The 16,056-nt window shown below is 70.2% G+C and carries 14 protein-coding genes, 1 rRNA gene and 1 riboswitch; of the genes, 3 read left to right on the top strand and 12 right to left on the bottom strand.

Annotation, left to right across the window (positions count from 1 at the left end):
- Positions 1-383: 383 nt before the first annotated feature.
- Both IE311_RS10275 and IE311_RS10270 read left to right on the top strand, forming a co-directional pair.
- Positions 384-980 carry a hypothetical protein gene (locus tag IE311_RS10275; protein ID WP_189831307.1) on the top strand — a complete coding sequence of 199 codons (597 nt, stop codon included), beginning with the start codon at positions 384-386 and terminating at the stop codon, positions 978-980.
- A gap of 331 nt (positions 981-1,311) precedes the next feature.
- A complete protein-coding gene (locus tag IE311_RS10270; protein ID WP_189831306.1) occupies positions 1,312-1,518 on the top strand; it encodes a DUF5999 family protein in 207 nt (68 codons plus the stop codon).
- A 116-nt stretch (positions 1,519-1,634) separates the two neighbouring features.
- On the opposite strand, the gene gcvP is transcribed toward IE311_RS10270, so the two are convergent.
- Positions 1,635-4,520, bottom strand: coding sequence for an aminomethyl-transferring glycine dehydrogenase (gcvP, locus tag IE311_RS10265; RefSeq protein WP_189831305.1), 2,886 nt, complete (start codon positions 4,518-4,520; stop codon positions 1,635-1,637).
- A gap of 175 nt (positions 4,521-4,695) precedes the next feature.
- Positions 4,696-4,795: riboswitch (glycine riboswitch) on the bottom strand.
- Between the two features lie 113 nt (positions 4,796-4,908).
- Here gcvP and IE311_RS10260 point away from each other — a divergent pair.
- On the top strand, positions 4,909-5,283 hold the full coding sequence (locus tag IE311_RS10260) for a PRC-barrel domain-containing protein (RefSeq protein ID WP_189831304.1): 375 nt from the start codon (positions 4,909-4,911) through the stop codon (positions 5,281-5,283).
- A 135-nt stretch (positions 5,284-5,418) separates the two neighbouring features.
- Here IE311_RS10260 and IE311_RS10255 read toward each other — a convergent pair whose 3' ends face one another.
- The 11 genes from IE311_RS10255 to rrf form a co-directional block, all read right to left on the bottom strand.
- Positions 5,419-6,798: a DNA polymerase IV gene (locus IE311_RS10255; RefSeq protein WP_189831303.1), complete on the bottom strand. Its 1,380-nt coding sequence runs from the start codon at positions 6,796-6,798 to the stop codon at positions 5,419-5,421.
- 155 nt (positions 6,799-6,953) lie between these two features.
- Positions 6,954-7,619 (bottom strand): MerR family transcriptional regulator, encoded by a 666-nt coding sequence (locus IE311_RS10250; protein ID WP_189831302.1) that lies wholly within the window; start codon positions 7,617-7,619, stop codon positions 6,954-6,956.
- Positions 7,620-7,811: 192 nt separating this feature from the next.
- The gene (locus IE311_RS10245; RefSeq protein WP_015032172.1) at positions 7,812-8,285 is read right to left on the bottom strand and encodes a bifunctional nuclease family protein; all 474 of its coding nucleotides are present in this window, start codon (positions 8,283-8,285) and stop codon (positions 7,812-7,814) included.
- 144 nt (positions 8,286-8,429) lie between these two features.
- Complete coding sequence (ftsR, locus tag IE311_RS10240) at positions 8,430-9,170, bottom strand: transcriptional regulator FtsR (protein ID WP_189831301.1); 741 nt, start codon at positions 9,168-9,170, stop codon at positions 8,430-8,432.
- 29 nt (positions 9,171-9,199) lie between these two features.
- The gene (locus IE311_RS10235) at positions 9,200-10,132 is read right to left on the bottom strand and encodes an FHA domain-containing protein (protein WP_189831556.1); all 933 of its coding nucleotides are present in this window, start codon (positions 10,130-10,132) and stop codon (positions 9,200-9,202) included.
- Between the two features lie 85 nt (positions 10,133-10,217).
- Complete coding sequence (locus tag IE311_RS10230; RefSeq protein ID WP_409351066.1) at positions 10,218-11,240, bottom strand: DUF881 domain-containing protein; 1,023 nt, start codon at positions 11,238-11,240, stop codon at positions 10,218-10,220.
- Between the two features lie 5 nt (positions 11,241-11,245).
- Positions 11,246-11,578, bottom strand: a complete 333-nt coding sequence (locus IE311_RS10225) for a small basic family protein (protein WP_033211936.1) — start codon at positions 11,576-11,578, stop codon at positions 11,246-11,248.
- On the bottom strand, positions 11,575-12,501 hold the full coding sequence (locus IE311_RS10220) for a DUF881 domain-containing protein (RefSeq protein ID WP_229901835.1): 927 nt from the start codon (positions 12,499-12,501) through the stop codon (positions 11,575-11,577). The genes IE311_RS10225 and IE311_RS10220 overlap by 4 nt, the downstream gene beginning before the upstream one ends.
- 101 nt (positions 12,502-12,602) lie before the next feature.
- Complete coding sequence (locus IE311_RS10215; protein WP_189831300.1) at positions 12,603-15,098, bottom strand: mannose-1-phosphate guanyltransferase; 2,496 nt, start codon at positions 15,096-15,098, stop codon at positions 12,603-12,605.
- A gap of 116 nt (positions 15,099-15,214) precedes the next feature.
- Complete coding sequence (locus tag IE311_RS10210; protein ID WP_189831299.1) at positions 15,215-15,823, bottom strand: CDP-alcohol phosphatidyltransferase family protein; 609 nt, start codon at positions 15,821-15,823, stop codon at positions 15,215-15,217.
- A 150-nt stretch (positions 15,824-15,973) separates the two neighbouring features.
- A 5S ribosomal RNA gene (rrf, locus tag IE311_RS10205) occupies positions 15,974-16,056 on the bottom strand; the annotation flags it as partial.

Here is a 16,056-nt window from a genome sequence, read left to right as displayed (position 1 = left end):
CGTCGGAGGATAGGCTGGATGCAGCGCTCCACCGTCACATCCCGAGGGCACGGAACAATCGACATATTCCATTGTCATATTGCTCCGGAAGCGGTGGGATGAATTCAGCCGTCCAGCTCTGCGAGGAATACGCAGGTGAGAGCGACGGCACTGCGGGATTCCGCTTCTGCGACCCATGTTTTACGGCTTGATGACGCCTTGTCAGGAATATCGGCGACGTCTAGCGGAAACACTCCGTGAACACGTGTCGTATAAACTCCGCGGACGAGGCAGAGTGTTGGCGCCCGGCCATGGCCCCTTGGCCCTCCTCTGGCCCCGCCGCCGACAGCGCCGTCGTACCTGCCCACGCATCACCGTGTCTCCTGAGTGAGAGGCGACCCACCATGCTCCGACCCTCCCCGGCCCCTGCGCCGGCCCTCCGCAGTGTCCTCGCGGCCCTCGGCTCCCCGACCGCCGTCCGTGAGGCGCGAACTCCCGCCCTGCGGGCCGCGCAGGGACCACTGAGCCCCGAACTCCCCCTGCCCGTGCACGTTCTCGGCGTCACCGGCGCACCGGGGCAGCCGCCCCGCACCCGGCTCGCCGGCTGGCGCTTCCTGATCAGGAACGGGGAGCGGGCGATCGCCGCCGCGGACACCATGCTCACCCCGGACGGCTGGTCCTTCTCGCACTTCTTCGAGGGGCCGTACGTCACGTCCACGGAGCGGGCCCTGCTCCAGGCAGAAGCGCTGCCCGTCCCGTACCAGCCGCGTCTGCTCTCCGTGCCGGAGCTCTACATGCTGACGCTCTGGCTGCACGCCGAACCGGAGGCTGACGGCGCCGGCGCGGCCACCGCCCCGGCCGCGGCCGATCTGCTGGTGCCGCTGGCCCCCGCCCCGCCGGGGATCGCGGCCCACCGCCCGTACCAGGTCGCCGATCTCCTGCCCGTGCTCAGTACGCGCCTCGCGCCGCCGCCCCTCCTGGGCTCGGCGGCGCCCGCCTGATCCACCGCGCGAGCGGCGCCGCCCCGTGACCCGGCGGGTCACGGGGCGCACTGCTGTCCGAGAGGCCCGCCCGAACGCTCCGCCCGAACACCCCGCCCATACGGACTAGCCCGCTGGGACCACCCCGAACCACCCGAAGAGATGGTGCAGTTGGCGTGAACCGCCCCTGCGGGTGATGCGTCTTCCCAGGAAAGGACGAGCTGCCGCGAAATCCCTGCGGAAGACCGTCCATGCGGCAAGACTGGGATCGGAACCCAACCGACCGACGGGGGCGGCGATGAGCGCGAACAGCCGCAGGACATCCACCACGACGCAGCGAAAGAACCCACCCATGTGCCAGCACCAGCCTGCCTGTCCCACCGCCGACTCCGCCGACCGGGAGGCGGCCCGACCGACGGCACACCACCCGGAACAGGGCTGGAGCCTGCTGTGCAACGGCGTCCTGCTCTTCGAGGACACCGGTGAACTGCTGCCCGACGGGCAGATCATCGCCCCCCACCGGCCGCTGACGGCGGGGCAGGTGACGACCGCCGCCTGAGGGCGGGGCCGACACCGTACGAGGAGCGGACGCGAGACGCCGAGGGCCGGCCCGGAGAGTTCCTCCGAACCGGCCCTCACATCATGCGCGGCCGCCCGACGCGGCAGCCGTCGTGCTCAGTTGTCGTACTCGTCCAGCGGCGGGCAGGAGCAGACCAGGTTCCGGTCGCCGAAGGCACCGTCGATGCGGCGCACCGGCGGCCAGTACTTGTCGGCGGTGGAGACTCCGGCCGGGAAGACGGCCTCGTCCCGCGTGTACGGGTGGTTCCACTCGCCGCCCAGCGCGGCCGCGGTGTGCGGCGCGTTGTGCAGCGGGTTGTCGTCGCCGGGCCAGTGGCCCGAGGAGACCTTCTCGATCTCGCCGCGGATCGCGATCATCGTGTCGCAGAAGCGGTCGATCTCGACCAGGTCCTCGGACTCGGTCGGCTCGATCATCAGCGTGCCGGCCACCGGGAACGACATCGTCGGCGCGTGGAAGCCGTAGTCGATGAGGCGCTTGGCGATGTCGTCGACCGTGACGCCGGTCGCCTTGGACAGCGGGCGCAGGTCGACGATGCACTCGTGGGCGACCAGACCGGCCGGGCCGGTGTAGAGCACCGGGAAGTGCGGCTCGAGACGCTTGGCGATGTAGTTCGCCGCGAGCACGGCGACCTGGGTGGCGCGCTTGAGGCCCTCGCCGCCCATCAGGCGCACGTACGACCACGAGATCGGCAGGATGCCCGCGGAGCCCCACGGGGCGGCCGAGATCGGGCCGACGCCGGTCTCCGGGCCCGCGGTGGGCTGGAGCGGGTGGTTCGGCAGGTACGGGGCGAGGTGCGCGCGGACACCAACCGGGCCGACGCCCGGACCGCCGCCGCCGTGCGGGATGCAGAAGGTCTTGTGCAGGTTCAGGTGCGAGACGTCGCCGCCGAAGTGGCCCGGCTTGGCCAGACCGACGAGCGCGTTGAGGTTGGCACCGTCGACGTACACCTGGCCGCCTGCGTCGTGCACCTCGGCGCAGATGTCGGCGACGTGCTCCTCGAACACACCGTGCGTCGACGGGTAGGTGATCATCAGCACCGACAGCTCGTCGCGGTACTGGGCGATCTTGGCGCGCAGGTCCTCGACGTCGACCTCGCCGTCGTCGGCGGTCTTGACGACGACGACCTTCATGCCGGCCATCACCGCGGAGGCGGCGTTGGTGCCGTGCGCCGAGGAGGGGATCAGGCAGACCGTGCGCTGCTCGTCGCCGTTGGCGCGGTGGTAGGCGCGGACGGCGAGCAGACCGGCCAGCTCGCCCTGCGAACCGGCGTTCGGCTGGATCGACACCTTGTCGTAGCCGGTGACCTCGGCGAGGCGGTCCTCCAGCTCGGTGATGAGCGTGACGTAGCCCTGGGCCTGCTCGACCGGGGCGAAGGGGTGCATCTGACCGAACTCGGGCCAGGTCACCGCCTCCATCTCGGTCGTCGCGTTCAGCTTCATCGTGCAGGAGCCGAGCGGGATCATGCCGCGGTCGAGCGCGTAGTCGCGGTCGGCCAGCTTGCGCAGGTAGCGCAGCATCGAAGTCTCGGAGCGGTGCGCGTGGAAGACCGGGTGGGTCAGGTACGCGTCGGAGCGCAGCAGACCGGCGGGCAGCGTGTCCTCGGTGGTGGCGTCCAGGGCCTCGACGTCGGCGGTGACGCCGAAGGCGCCCCACACGGCGGCGAGCTGGTCGCGCCCGGTGGTCTCGTCGCACGAGATCGACACGTGGTCGGCGTCGACGCGGTAGAGATTCACACCGGCTTCGCGGGCGGCGGCCACGACCTCGTCGGCCTTGCCGGGCACGCGGGCGGTGAGGGTGTCGAAGAAGGCGCCCTGGGTGAGCTCCACGCCCCCGGCGGTCAGGCCGGCGGCAAGGATCGCGGCGTACCGGTGGGTGCGCTGCGCGATGCCCTTGAGGCCGTCGGGGCCGTGGTAGACGGCGTACATGCCGGCCATGACGGCGAGCAGCACCTGAGCGGTACAGATGTTGCTGGTGGCCTTCTCGCGGCGGATGTGCTGCTCGCGGGTCTGCAGGGCCAGGCGGTACGCGCGGTTCCCGTCGGCGTCGACGGAGACACCCACCAGGCGGCCGGGCAGGGAACGGGCGTGCTTGTCCTGGACGGCCATGTAGCCGGCGTGCGGACCGCCGAAGCCCATGGGAACGCCGAAGCGCTGCGTCGTACCGACGGCGATGTCCGCGCCGAGCTCGCCGGGCGAGGTGAGCAGGGTCAGCGCGAGCAGGTCGGCGGCGACGGTGACGATGGCGCCGAGCTCGTGGGCGGCGTCGATCAGCGGCTTGATGTCGCGGACCGCACCGGAGGCGCCGGGGTACTGCAGGAGCACGCCGAAGACACCGCGCTCGGCGATCTCGGCCGGGATGCCCTCGCTGAGGTCCGCGACGACGACCTCGACACCGGTCGGCTCGGCGCGGGTCTCGATGACGGCGATCGTCTGCGGCAGGGCGTCGGCGTCGATGAGGAAGACACCGTTCTTGACCTTGCCGACGCGCCGCGCGAGCGCCATGGCCTCGGCGGCCGCGGTGCCCTCGTCGAGGAGGGAGGCGCCGGAGGTGGGCAGCCCGGTCAGGTCGGCGACCACGGTCTGGAAGTTCAGCAGCGCCTCCAGGCGCCCCTGGGAGATCTCCGGCTGGTACGGCGTGTAGGCCGTGTACCAGGCGGGGTTCTCCATCACGTTCCGCAGGATCACCGGCGGGGTGAAGGTGCCGTAGTAGCCGAGGCCGATCATCGGCGCGAGGACCTGGTTGCGGTCGGCGAGCGTGCGCAGCTCGGCCAGGACCTCGGCCTCCGTGCGCGCGGACGGGAGGCTCAGCGCCTCGGTGTTCTTGATGACGTCCGGCACCGCGGCGGCGGTGAGCTCGTCGAGAGAGCCGTAACCGACCTGGGCGAGCATCTTGGCACGCGCCTCGGCGTCGGGCCCGATGTGCCGCTGCTCGAACGGGATGCCCTGTTCGAGTTCGGAGAGCGGAATGCGGTTGGCGGTCATTACGGAGGCCTCCTGGTCGTCACGACCTGCGAGGGGCACCACGGCGCGGGTACCCGGACGGCCTCCCCCTCTGTCATCTCAACCTGAGAGTTTCACCGGCATGCCTGTGGCACGCCGGCTTTCACCGTCGGTGAGAGCGCATGCCGTCGGACACCGCTCTGCTTTCCAGAGTGACCTCGTCCGCGCGGTACAGGGGCCTGAGAGATTCCGGGGAGGATTTGCTCCTTCGGCGCCCACCGGAAGTTTTCTCCGGGGGACTCTCCCGCACAGGGTCGACAGCCACAGCCAGCCTACCAGCGAGGTTGCGGCTTCCTTCGCTCAAGTGGCCGACATCCCAGATGTGCACTTTCGTAGGGGTGTAGAGCAGTTGCGACCAGTTGGAGGGACCGTGCAGACCGATATCGATCCGCGCAGCCTGATCGGCCGCAAGGCGTACGACCGGAACGGACACAAGATCGGAACCGTGGACGAGGTGTACCTGGACGACGCGACCGGCATCCCCGAGTGGGCGGCGCTGCGCACGGGCCTGTTCAGCCGGGACGCCTTCGTCCCCCTGGAGCCGAGCGACCTGCTCGACGACGGCCTCCACATCCCGTACGAGAAGGCCCTCATCAAGGACGCCCCCGACTTCGGCGTGGGTCGCCACCTCTCCCCGGAGCAGGAGCTCCAGCTCTACCGCCACTACAGCCTGGCGCTCCCGCCGGCCCCTACGGACACACCGGACACGGACTTCGGCCGCCTGGCGGGCCAGGAGGGCCCGTAGGGGCCCGGCCCTCGCACGAGCGGGCCGAGGTGGAAACCGGGGCCCCGGCCGTAGGCCGGGCGCCCCTCCACCCACCGGCGCCCGCACCTCTCGCCCCACCCGAACCCCACAGCCCGAATCCAGCCGACGCCCCCGCTACCCCCCGCCCACCAGCGGCAGCGCCTCCCCGGGCACAAGATCCGGATCGTCCACCGAGAAGGTCCTGACCCGGCCCGGCTTCGACCCTGGCTCCTCGAACCGCACGGTGACCCGTCCGACCCCGCTCCCCTGCACCCACCCGGCCCCGTACACCGCGTGCCGTACGTCGTGCCCGGGCGCCCAGTGCCGCTCCGCGGGCCGATCGGCCTCGGGCTCGACGGCGGGTACGGCCGCGGGGACGGGAGCATCACCCGCCGGACCGGCGACGGCCTCCGTCGCGCTCCCCGCCGCCTCCGCTTCGGCCCGGGTGGCCTGGGCGAACAGATCCTCCTGCGTGTAGTCCGCGAGCCCGCTCACCCCGACCCCCAGCAGCCGCACGCCCCCCGTCGTGTCGACGGCCTCGAGCAGCCGCCCCGCCGCCTCGCGCACGACTCCCGGGTCGTCCGTGGGCCCCCGGAGCGTCTCGGACCGCGTCAGCGTCGAGAAGTCGAACCGCCGGACCTTCAGGACGATGGTCCGCCCGGAGTGCCCGGAGGCCCGCAGCCGCCCCACACAGCGCTCCGCGAGTCGCTCCACCTCGACCCTGATGCGCACGCGGTCGTGCAGGTCCACATCGAAGGTGTCCTCGACGGACACCGACTTGGCGTCCCGCTCGGCCACCACGGGCCGGTCGTCGTACCCCTGGGCCATCAGGTACAGCGAGGCCCCGTGCGCCCGCCCGAGGAGCCGTACGAGCTCGTCCTCGCCCGCTTCCGCGAGGTCGGACACGGTGGTCATCCCGGCCCGCCGCAGATGCTCCCCGGTGGCCGGCCCGACCCCCGGCAGGATCCGCACGGACCGGGGCCCGAGGAGCTCGCGCTCGGTGCCGGGTTCGATCAGCACCAGACCGTCGGGCTTGGCCTCCTCGGAGGCGATCTTCGCGATCATCTTGGACCCCGCGAGCCCCACGGACCCGGTGAGTCCGGTCGTCGCCAGGATGTCGACCCGCAGCCGCTCCCCGGCGGCGCGGGCGCCCGCGCTGTCCTCGGCCACGCCCCCGGCCTCCAGATCCACGAAGGCCTCGTCGAGACTGAGCGGCTCCACGAGCGGGGAGAGGCCGCCGAGCAGCTCCATGACCTGCTCGCTGATCGAGCGGTAGAAGGCGAAGCGGGGCACGAGGTAGGCGGCGTTCGGCGCGAGGCGCCGCGCCTGACCCATGGGCATCGCCGAGTGCACTCCGAAGCGGCGCGCCTCGTACGAGGCGGTGGCGACCACGCCCCGGGGCCCGAGGCCGCCGACGACCACGGGCTTTCCGCGCAGGCTGGGCTTCGCCGCCTGCTCCGCGGCGGCGAAGAAGGCATCCATGTCGAGATGCAGGATGGTGGGCGCGGCTCTCACACGTCCGATGCTGCCTCACACCACTGACAACGCGGCCTCACCACGGCGCGGGCACCACGGCCCGACCGCACCGAGCGACACGGCACACCGACGGGCCGACGCACCGACGCACCGACGCACCGACGCACCGACGCACCGACGGGCCCAACCGGTCCTCAGACCGCGCGGTCCCGCCGACGCCGTGCCAGCTCGTCCCCCGGGTTGTTCCCCACGAGCGTCTCGCCCGTGTCGACCCGTTCCCCGTGCAGCTGCGAGAGCGCCGCCTCGACGTCCCGCCAGACGACCCCCACGGCGATACCGAAGACACCCTGTCCGCCCTGGAGCAGATCGACGACCTCGTCCGGGGAGGAGCACTCGTACACCGTGGCTCCGTCGCTCATGAGCGTCATCCGCTCCAGGTCGCGAAAGCCCCGCGCCCGCAGGTGCTGCACCGCGGCCCGGATGTTCTGCAGGGCCACCCCGGTGTCGAGGAAGCGCTTGACGATCTTCAGTACGACGACGTCGCGGAAGCTGTAGAGCCGCTGGGTCCCCGACCCGTACGCGGGCCGCACACTCGGCTCCACGAGCCCGGTGCGCGCCCAGTAGTCCAATTGGCGATAGGTGATCCCGGCCGCCGCACAGGCCGTCGGACCGCGGTAGCCGATCGCATCGCCCGCCGAGCCCGGGCCCGCGTCGGTTCCGGACCCCGGACCGCCTGCCGGCCCCGTGCCCGGACCGGTGCCCGTACCGAAGTCGCCCACACTGCCGTGAAGCGGATACGGACCGCTCTCTCCGGACACGCGTCCGAGCGAGCTCCCTGCCGTACCGTCCGCGCTGCTCATCACGCCGACCCTCCGTCCTTGACCTGCCCACACGAAGGTAGGCAGTCACTCGGGGTGCGTCAACGATCGCCACACTCGGCACGCCGAGTGATAATCACCCTGAGAGTGGTTTCCCGTCTCTCTCTCCGGGGAAAGGCTACTCGAATGCGCTGACAGCACCCCGCGAACGGCCCCTGGCCGCGCCGCGTCGACTCACTGGCTGTTGGTCCCGAAATCCTCCGGTGAGATCTGGTCGAGGAACTCGCGGAACTTCTCCACCTCGTCCTCCTGCTCGTCCGGAATCGCGATACCGGCGTCGTCCAGCACACCGTCACTGCCGTAGATCGGCGTCCCGGTCCGGAGGGCCAGTGCTATCGCGTCCGACGGCCGCGCGCTCACCTCGACGCCGCTGGCGAAGACCAGCTCGGCGTAGAAGACCCCGTCACGCAGATCCGTGATGCGGACTTCGGTGAGTTCCTGTCCCACGGCCTCCAGCACGTCCTTGAACAGGTCGTGCGTCAGCGGCCGCGGAGGCGCCATCCCCTGCTGGGCGAAGGCGATCGCGGTCGCCTCCCCCGGTCCGATCCAGATGGGGAGGTACCGATCGCCTCCCACTTCACGCAGGAGCACGATCGGCTGGTTGGAGGGCATTTCCACCCGGACACCCACAACGTCGAGCTCGTTCACACAGCAACCCTAGGACGTGCCCGGCCGGTTTGGATAGTCGGGCCCTCCCCAGGCACTCGCCGAGGCCCCCTCCGAGACCCGCCGCGAGGCCCTCCCGGGACCGCTCCGAGCCGTCCGGAGCGCCGTCCGGGGCCGCTCAGGAGCTCACTGGAGCCGAATGCCCAGCGCGGTCTGCACCAGGGCCGCGTGCAGCCTCACCGACTGGGCGGCGAGCTCCTGCGCGGTGGCCTCCGCATGCGCTCTGGTCTGCGGATTACGGTGCCGCCGCAGCGGCGCCACGACCTGCTCGATCAGCCCGGCCTCCCGGTCCGCGGCGGCCTTCACGGCCCGCAGGTGCCTGGGTTCCAGACCGAATCGCCCCAGATCCGCGACGAGCCGCGCGACGGTGACGGTCTCGGCGTCGTACCCGCCGCCCTCCGTCTCGGAGATGAGGCCGTACGACTCCCACGCGACGAGCTCGGTCTCCGTCACCTCGGCCGCGGCGAGCAGTTCGGCCCGCCCGATCCGCGCGGCGGTGGGCGGCTCCGTCTCCTGCTCCCAGGCGCCTTCGGTCAGGTCCCGCCGCCGTCCGGGTGCCGGAAGCGTGACCTGCTCCCCGCGGGCGAGGGCGTCGAGATGCTCACGGATGACCTTCAGCGGAAGATAGTGGTCCCGCTGCATCCGCAGGATCTGAGCGAGCCGCTCCACATCCTGCGGGCTGAACTTCCGGTACCCGGAGGCCGTACGCCGGGGCTCCACGAGCCCCTCGGCCTCCAGGAACCGGATCTTGGAGATCGTCACTTCGGGAAATTCGTCGCGCAGCTGGTTCAGCACCGTGCCGATGCTGACCAGCCGGTCGCCCGCGGCGGTGCCGGATCCGGCACCGCCCGTCGGTGTTCGCAGCATGGACCTTCCCTGAAGGCTTCTCCGAGGCGTCACACGCCCCGCTGGCTCGAGTAGAAGACCAGCCGGTACTTGCCGATCTGCACCTCGTCGCCATTGGACAGAACGACCGAGTCGATCGGCTCACGGTTGACGTACGTGCCGTTGAGACTGCCGACATCGGAGACGGTGAAGCTGCCGTCCTGGCCCCGCCGGAATTCGACATGCCTCCGGGAGACCGTGAAGTCGTCCAGGAAGATGTCGCTCTGGGGGTGACGGCCGGCCGTGGTCAGCTCACCGTCGAGCAGGAACCGGCTGCCGGAGTTCGGCCCGCGGCGCACCACGAGGAGCGCGGAGCCCAGCGGCAGCGCCTCCACGGCCGCCAGCGCCTCGGGAGAGAGCGAAGGCAGTTGCGTCTGGCCGGTGACCTCCGCGTCATAGGCCTCGAGGCCCGAGATGGAGATCGTGGACGTCGTCTCGGAGGCCCGCTCGGGTGCGACTCCACCCCGCAGCGGCGTGCCGCAGTGGGAGCAGAAACGACTGTCGGCCGCGTTGCGGTGACCGCACCTCGTACACACCGGCATGGACGCATCCTCCTGCCGCGGCTGCCCCGCCGAGGTCTGTGTCGCGTACGGATCGGGGGCAAACCCTCCACCCGTACTTGAGGTTGATGGTTCTCCGAAACCTATGCGGGCGGCCCCTGCGGGGTCAACAGACGACGCGCCGTACGCGTCACCACCCTGGCCACCGACCTCGTCGCGGAAGAGCGGGCGTTCGCCGCCCTGCTCCTCGCTCTGGGCATGGCGCGACGCGCGGTGCTTGGCGTTACCGCCGTCCTCACGTCCGCTCTTGCCGAACAACTTCGCAAAAAAACTCACGGGCGATTCCCCTTGACCGAAACAGACCCGCCCGTGGGGCAGGACGAACCGAGATCCATCACACCTGCCGACCCGGACACCTTCACAACGTCCGTATCCTCCGGACAGTTTCCACCACGCACCACCGTTGTGGTGCGCCGACCCCCCGCAACGTCGTGCCCATGTCGCGGGACCCCCCCTTGTCCCCCTCTCCCTACGAGGACGACTGAGCGTAGTCAGGCCGCTTCGCGGGTCGCAAGGCGTCGACGACGATCTTCGCCGACCGCTCCACCGTGGCCGTGGCCTGCTCCTTCTCCAGGGTCTGGACGACACCGCCGGGGATGTTGAGCGCGGGCTCGAGATCCTCCGGCTTGCCGATGACCTTGAAGACGTACGGAGCGGTCACCTTCGTTCCATCGATCCGCATGTCATCACCGCCACCGGTGAAATAACTGTCCGCGACCACCCGCACACCGTTGACCTGGATCGCCTCGGCGCCGGCGGCGCGCAGCTCCTGGATGGCGTCGAGGAGCATGTCCGACTCGACGGCCCCGCTGGGGTCGCCGACGGTCAGGGTGATGCCCGGGCCCTCGGCGGCGACCGTGCCGGCCAGGATGCCGAGCTGCTGCTCCTTCTCCTGGGTCTGCTTGCGCGCCTCCTCGGCCTGGTCGGAGCTGGACTCCAGCTCCGTCCGCTGCTTCTCCAGCCGGGACTTCTCGTCCTCCAGGCGCTGCGTACGGTCGTCCAGCTCGTCGAGGATCCGCACCAGGTCCTCCTGGCGTGCCCCGCGCAGGGCGCTGTTGTCGCTGGTCGAGGAGACCTGGATGGCCAGGCCGAGACCGAGGACGAACAGCAACAGCGCGACGATGAGCTGCGCGCGGGACGCCCGGGGCGGCCAGAACGCGGCGGCGAGCCGCCGGCGTCCGCTCTGCTCGGGCGCGGGGGCGGCCGGCGGCACGGGCACCCGGACGTCGTGGTCCGCGGTCGTGTCGTGGACGGAGTCCGTGGACTCCTCGGGCTCTCCCGGGGCACCGCCGCTCTCCGGCTCCCCGGCGCTCTCCGGTTTCCCGACGCTCCCCGGCGCTCCGGCGCCGTCAGGCTTCCCGGCACCGTCCGGCGTGCCGACGCTCCCGGGCTCCCGCTCGATCTCGGGACTCCCCGAGTTCTCGTGCTTCCGAGGATCCTGGGGGTTCTGGGGGCTCTGGGGGCTCTGGGGGTTCTGAGGGTTCTCGCTCATCCGCGTCACGCCCGGAAGACATGGCGCCGGATGGCGGCCGCGTTGGAGAAGATCCGGATGCCGAGCACGACGACCACACCCGTCGACAGCTGCGCGCCCACGCCGAGCTTGTCGCCGAGGAAGACGATCAGCGCGGCCACGACCACGTTCGACAGGAACGAGACGACGAAGACCTTGTCGACGAAGATGCCGTCGAGCATGGCCCGGAAACCGCCGAAGACCGCGTCGAGGGCGGCGACCACGGCGATCGGAAGATAGGGCTCGACCACCGCCGGGACTTCGGGGCGGACCAACAGTCCGACCACGACTCCGACGATCAGGCCCAGTACGGCGATCACGATGTGCCCTTCCCTGTGTCGGCCGTGGCCCGCCCGGACGGCGTCGCCCCGGCCCCCCTCGGCTCTGCGGTACGTACGGTCAGGCTCGGAGCGGCCGGCAGGCGTACGTCGCCCTCGGCGGTGATACCGCTCCTGATCCCGAAGTTCTCCACCAGCGCGTGCAGATACTGCCCGTCGGCGCTGTCCTGGAACGCTGTGCTCAGCCGCTGCCCGTCCCCGATCGCGAGGATGGTGTACGGCGGCACCAGCGGCTTGTTGTCGACCAGTATGGCGTCGCCCGCGGCCCGGATCGCGGACAGCGACGTCAGCCGCTGACCGTTGATGGCGACCGCCTCGGCACCCGACTCCCACAGCCCGTTGATGATGCGCTGCATGTCCCGGTCGCGTACCCGGCCCGTGTCGGAGAAGCCACTGCTCTCCCGCGGACCGCCGCCCCCGGAGTCGGTGCCCTTGGCATCGTTGACGACGAGCTTCACCCCGGGGCCGTGCACGGGCGTCGCGCCCGAGAGCAGCCCCACGAGCTCGGCCTGGTCACCGCCGTGCTGCTGAAGTGCCTGGCGCTGGCGTTCGCCGACCTCGGACCGGATCCGCTCGACGTCCTCTTCCAGCTGTTCGGCCGCCGAGGTCTCCGCCTCGATCCGGTCGATGAGCTCCTGGCGCTCCTTGGCCACGACCGGCGCGGAGATCCGCGCCTCGGCCGCGCCGACGGTCACCACGGCGGCGGCGAGCAGGAGGCCGGCGGCGACACCGAGCTTGGCCCGCAGGCTGCGGGGCAGTCCACCGCCCTCGGCGGCACGCCGGGCGGTCGCCTCCGCGTAGCCGTCGTCGAGCGCGTGGTCGATCACGTTGTTCAGCAGCGACATGGACGCGTCCGGGCGCGGCGGCGGTGATCCGGTGCTCCGAACGGGGGGCTGCTGCGACATGCCGCACATCGTCGCACGTCGCACGGCCTACCGCCGAATGGCCCCTCCGCGCTGCGGGGAGGCACCCCTGGGGCACCTCCCCGCAGCACCGGTCCATCCGGTCAGCTACCTGCGCCGTCGACCACCTCGGCCCATTCGTCGAGCAGTGCCTGTGCGGAGGCGTCGTCGGGGCCCTCGGCCCACAGATGGGTGACGGCCTCGGCGGGGTCGGGCAGCACCATCACCCACCGACCGTCGGCCTCGACCACCCGCACTCCGTCGGTGGTGTCCACGGAGCGGCTGCCCGCGGCCTCCACCACCCGGCGCATCACCAGCCCCTTCACGGCCCACGGCGTCGCGATGTCCTTCTTGAGGACGTGCGCCCGCGGAATCCGCGCGTCGATCTGGCTCAGCGTGAGCTGTGTCCGTGCGACGAGCCCGATCAGCCGCACGAAGGCGGCGGCGCCGTCGAAGACGCTGCTGAACTCGGGCACGATGAACCCGCCGCGCCCGTCGCCGCCGAAGATCGTCGACTCCTCGCGCCCGACCCTCGTGAGGTCGTCCGGCGAGGTGGTCGTCCACTCGACCTGCGTGCCGTGGTACGCGGCGACCTGCTCGGCGATGCGGGTGGTCGTCACCGGCAGCGCGACCCGCCCCGAGCGCCGCTCGGCCGCCACCAGGTCCAGCATCACAAGCAGCGCCCGGTCGTCCTCGATGATCCGCCCCCGCTCGTCCACGAGCGAGAGCCGCTCGCCGACGGGGTCGAACCGCACTCCGAAGGCCGCCCTGGCCGAGGCCACGATCTCTCCGAGCCGCACGAGCCCGGCACGCCGGCTCTCGGCCGACTCGGTGGGTCTGGATTCGTCGAGTCCGGGGTTGATCGTCAGCGAATCGACCTGGAGCCGCCCCAGGAGGCTGGGCAGGACGAGCCCGGCACTGCCGTTGGAGGCGTCCACGACCACCTTCAGGCCCGCTTCCGCGATCCCGGTGGTGTCGACGTTCCGCAGCAGCGAGCCGGTGTACGAGTCGAAGACGCTCGCCGGGAAGGAGAGGTCGCCGATCTCGCCGGGGAAGGCCCGCCGGTACTCCTGCCGGGCGAACACCCGGTCGAGCTTGCGCTGCCCGCCCTGGGAGAGATCCGCCCCGCGTTCGTCGAAGAACATGATGTCCACGGAGTCGGGCACCCCGGGCGAGGTCCGCACCATGATGCCGCCGGCGCTTCCCCGAGCGGTCTGCTGCCGCGCCACGGGCAGCGGTACGTTCTCGAGGTCCCGTACGTCGATGGCGCTGGCCTGCAGTGCCGAGATCACCGCCCGTTTCAGCGCTCGCGCACCCCTGGAGTGGTCACGGGCCGTGGTGACGGTCGCGCCCTTCTTCAAGGTCGTGGCGTACGCCCCCGCCAGGCGGACGGCCAGCTCCGGGGTGATCTCCACGTTGAGGATGCCGGAGACCCCTCGTGCCCCGAAGAGATGGGCCTGCCCGCGGGACTCCCAGATGACCGAGGTGTTGACGAAGGCACCGGCCTCGATGGTCTTGAACGGATAGACCCGGACGTTGCCCTGCACGATCGATTCCTCACCGACCAGGCACTCGTCCCCGATGACGGCTCCGTCCTCGATCCGGGCCGCCCGCATGATGTCGGTGTTCTTGCCGATCACACATCCCCGCAGATTGCTCTGCGGACCGATGTAGACGTTGTCGTGCACGACGGCCTTGTGCAGGAAGGCCCCGCTCTTGACGACCACGTTCGAGCCGATGACGGTGTGCTCACGGATCTCGGCGTCGGCCTCGACCTTGGCGTAGTCGCCGATGTAGAGCGGTCCGCGCAGCACGGCGTCGTGGTGCACCTCGGCACCCTCGGCGACCCACACTCCCGGCGAGATCTCGAAGCCGTCGATGTCGACCTGGACCTTGCCCTCCAGGACGTCCGCCTGGGCCTTCACATAGCTCTCATGCGTGCCCACGTCCTCCCAGTAGCCCTCGGCGACATAGCCGTAGATCGGCTTGCCCTCCTTCATGAGCTGGGGGAAGACATCACCCGACCAGTCGACCGAGGCATCGGCCTCGACGTAGTCGAAGACCTCGGGCTCCATCACGTAGATGCCCGTGTTCACGGTGTCCGAGAAGACCTGGCCCCAGGTGGGCTTCTCCAGGAAGCGCTCGACCTTTCCTTCTTCGTCGACGATCGTGATGCCGAATTCCAGCGGGTTCGGCACCCGGGTCAGGCAGACCGTGACGAGGCCGCCCTTCTCCTTGTGAAAGGCGATGAGATCGGAGAGGTCGAAATCGGTGAGCGCGTCCCCCGAGATGACGAGGAAGGTGTCGTCCTTCAACGCCTCCTCGGCGTTCTTCACACTTCCCGCTGTACCGAGTGGCTTCTCCTCGTTGGCATACGTGAGCTCCATACCGAGCTCCTCGCCGTCGCCGAAGTAGTTCCTGACGAGAGAGGCAAGAAATTGCACGGTCACGACGGTCTCGTTGAGACCGTGCCTCTTGAGCAGTCGTAGGACGTGCTCCATGATCGGCCGGTTCACCACCGGCAGTAGAGGCTTGGGCATGCTCGAGGTCATCGGGCGAAGGCGTGTTCCTTCGCCACCGGCCATCACAACGGCCTTCATGTCGGAAGCGTCCTCCTTGAAGAGACGACGGTCCTGCCGACTTCACCTGTCCGCTCAGTAGCCCTCGGACGTCCTCGTTGTTGCCGGCGACGCTGCTCGGCACAGGACGGACGGGCTCAATCGGCCGCGGTATCCGCCTTCACGAGTCGACGGACCTGGACCACGTAGAGGATCCCTGCCCACCAATACAGAGTTGTACCCCATCCGGCGAAGGCCCACCCGAAAACTTCAGCGAGTGACGAAAGCCAGCCCGTTCCGTCACTGAGAAGCAGCAACGGGAACGCGTACATCAAGTTGAATGTCGCAGCTTTGCCGAGGAAGTTCACCTGCGGCGGCGGGTAGCCGTGCCGACGGAGGATTCCCACCATCACCAGCAGCATGGCCTCGCGCGCCAGAAGGGCGGCGGTCAGCCACCACGGCAGGATCTCGCGCCAGGTGAGACCCACGAGCGTGGACAGGATGTACAGGCGGTCGGCGGCGGGATCGAGCAGCCGGCCGAGGTTGCTGATCTGATTCCAGCGCCGGGCCAGTTTTCCGTCGAGATAGTCGCTGACACCACTGAGCATCAGGACGAGAAGCGCCCAGCCGTCACTGTTGGGCCCGCCGAACTCCGGTCGGAGAATCAGCCACAGAAACAGCGGCACGCCGGCGAGACGCGCCATGCTGAGAATGTTGGGGATGGTGAGGACCCGGTCGGTCTGAACGCGGGTCTCCTGGACCTCCACCCGGGGGCCTCCTGCTGGGAACGTACGGACGATGCCCCCTGACCTTACCCGCAGCCATGACGCCGCCGCGCACAGGGGGCACCCGCACCGCACCAGAACGCAAAAATGCCTCAACCCCCGGACAGAGTCCGGGGGTTGAGGCTAAAAATTGTTCGGCGGCGTCCTACTCTCCCACAGGGTCCCCCCTGCAGTACCATCGGCGCTGAAAGGCTTAGCTTCCGGGTTCGGAATGT

This window comes from Streptomyces zaomyceticus, assembly GCF_014656215.1.
Taxonomy (GTDB): Bacteria; Actinomycetota; Actinomycetes; order Streptomycetales; family Streptomycetaceae; genus Streptomyces; species Streptomyces zaomyceticus.
The sequence above is the reverse complement of the archived record's forward strand: the minus strand, read 5'-3'. Positions and strand labels throughout refer to the sequence as shown.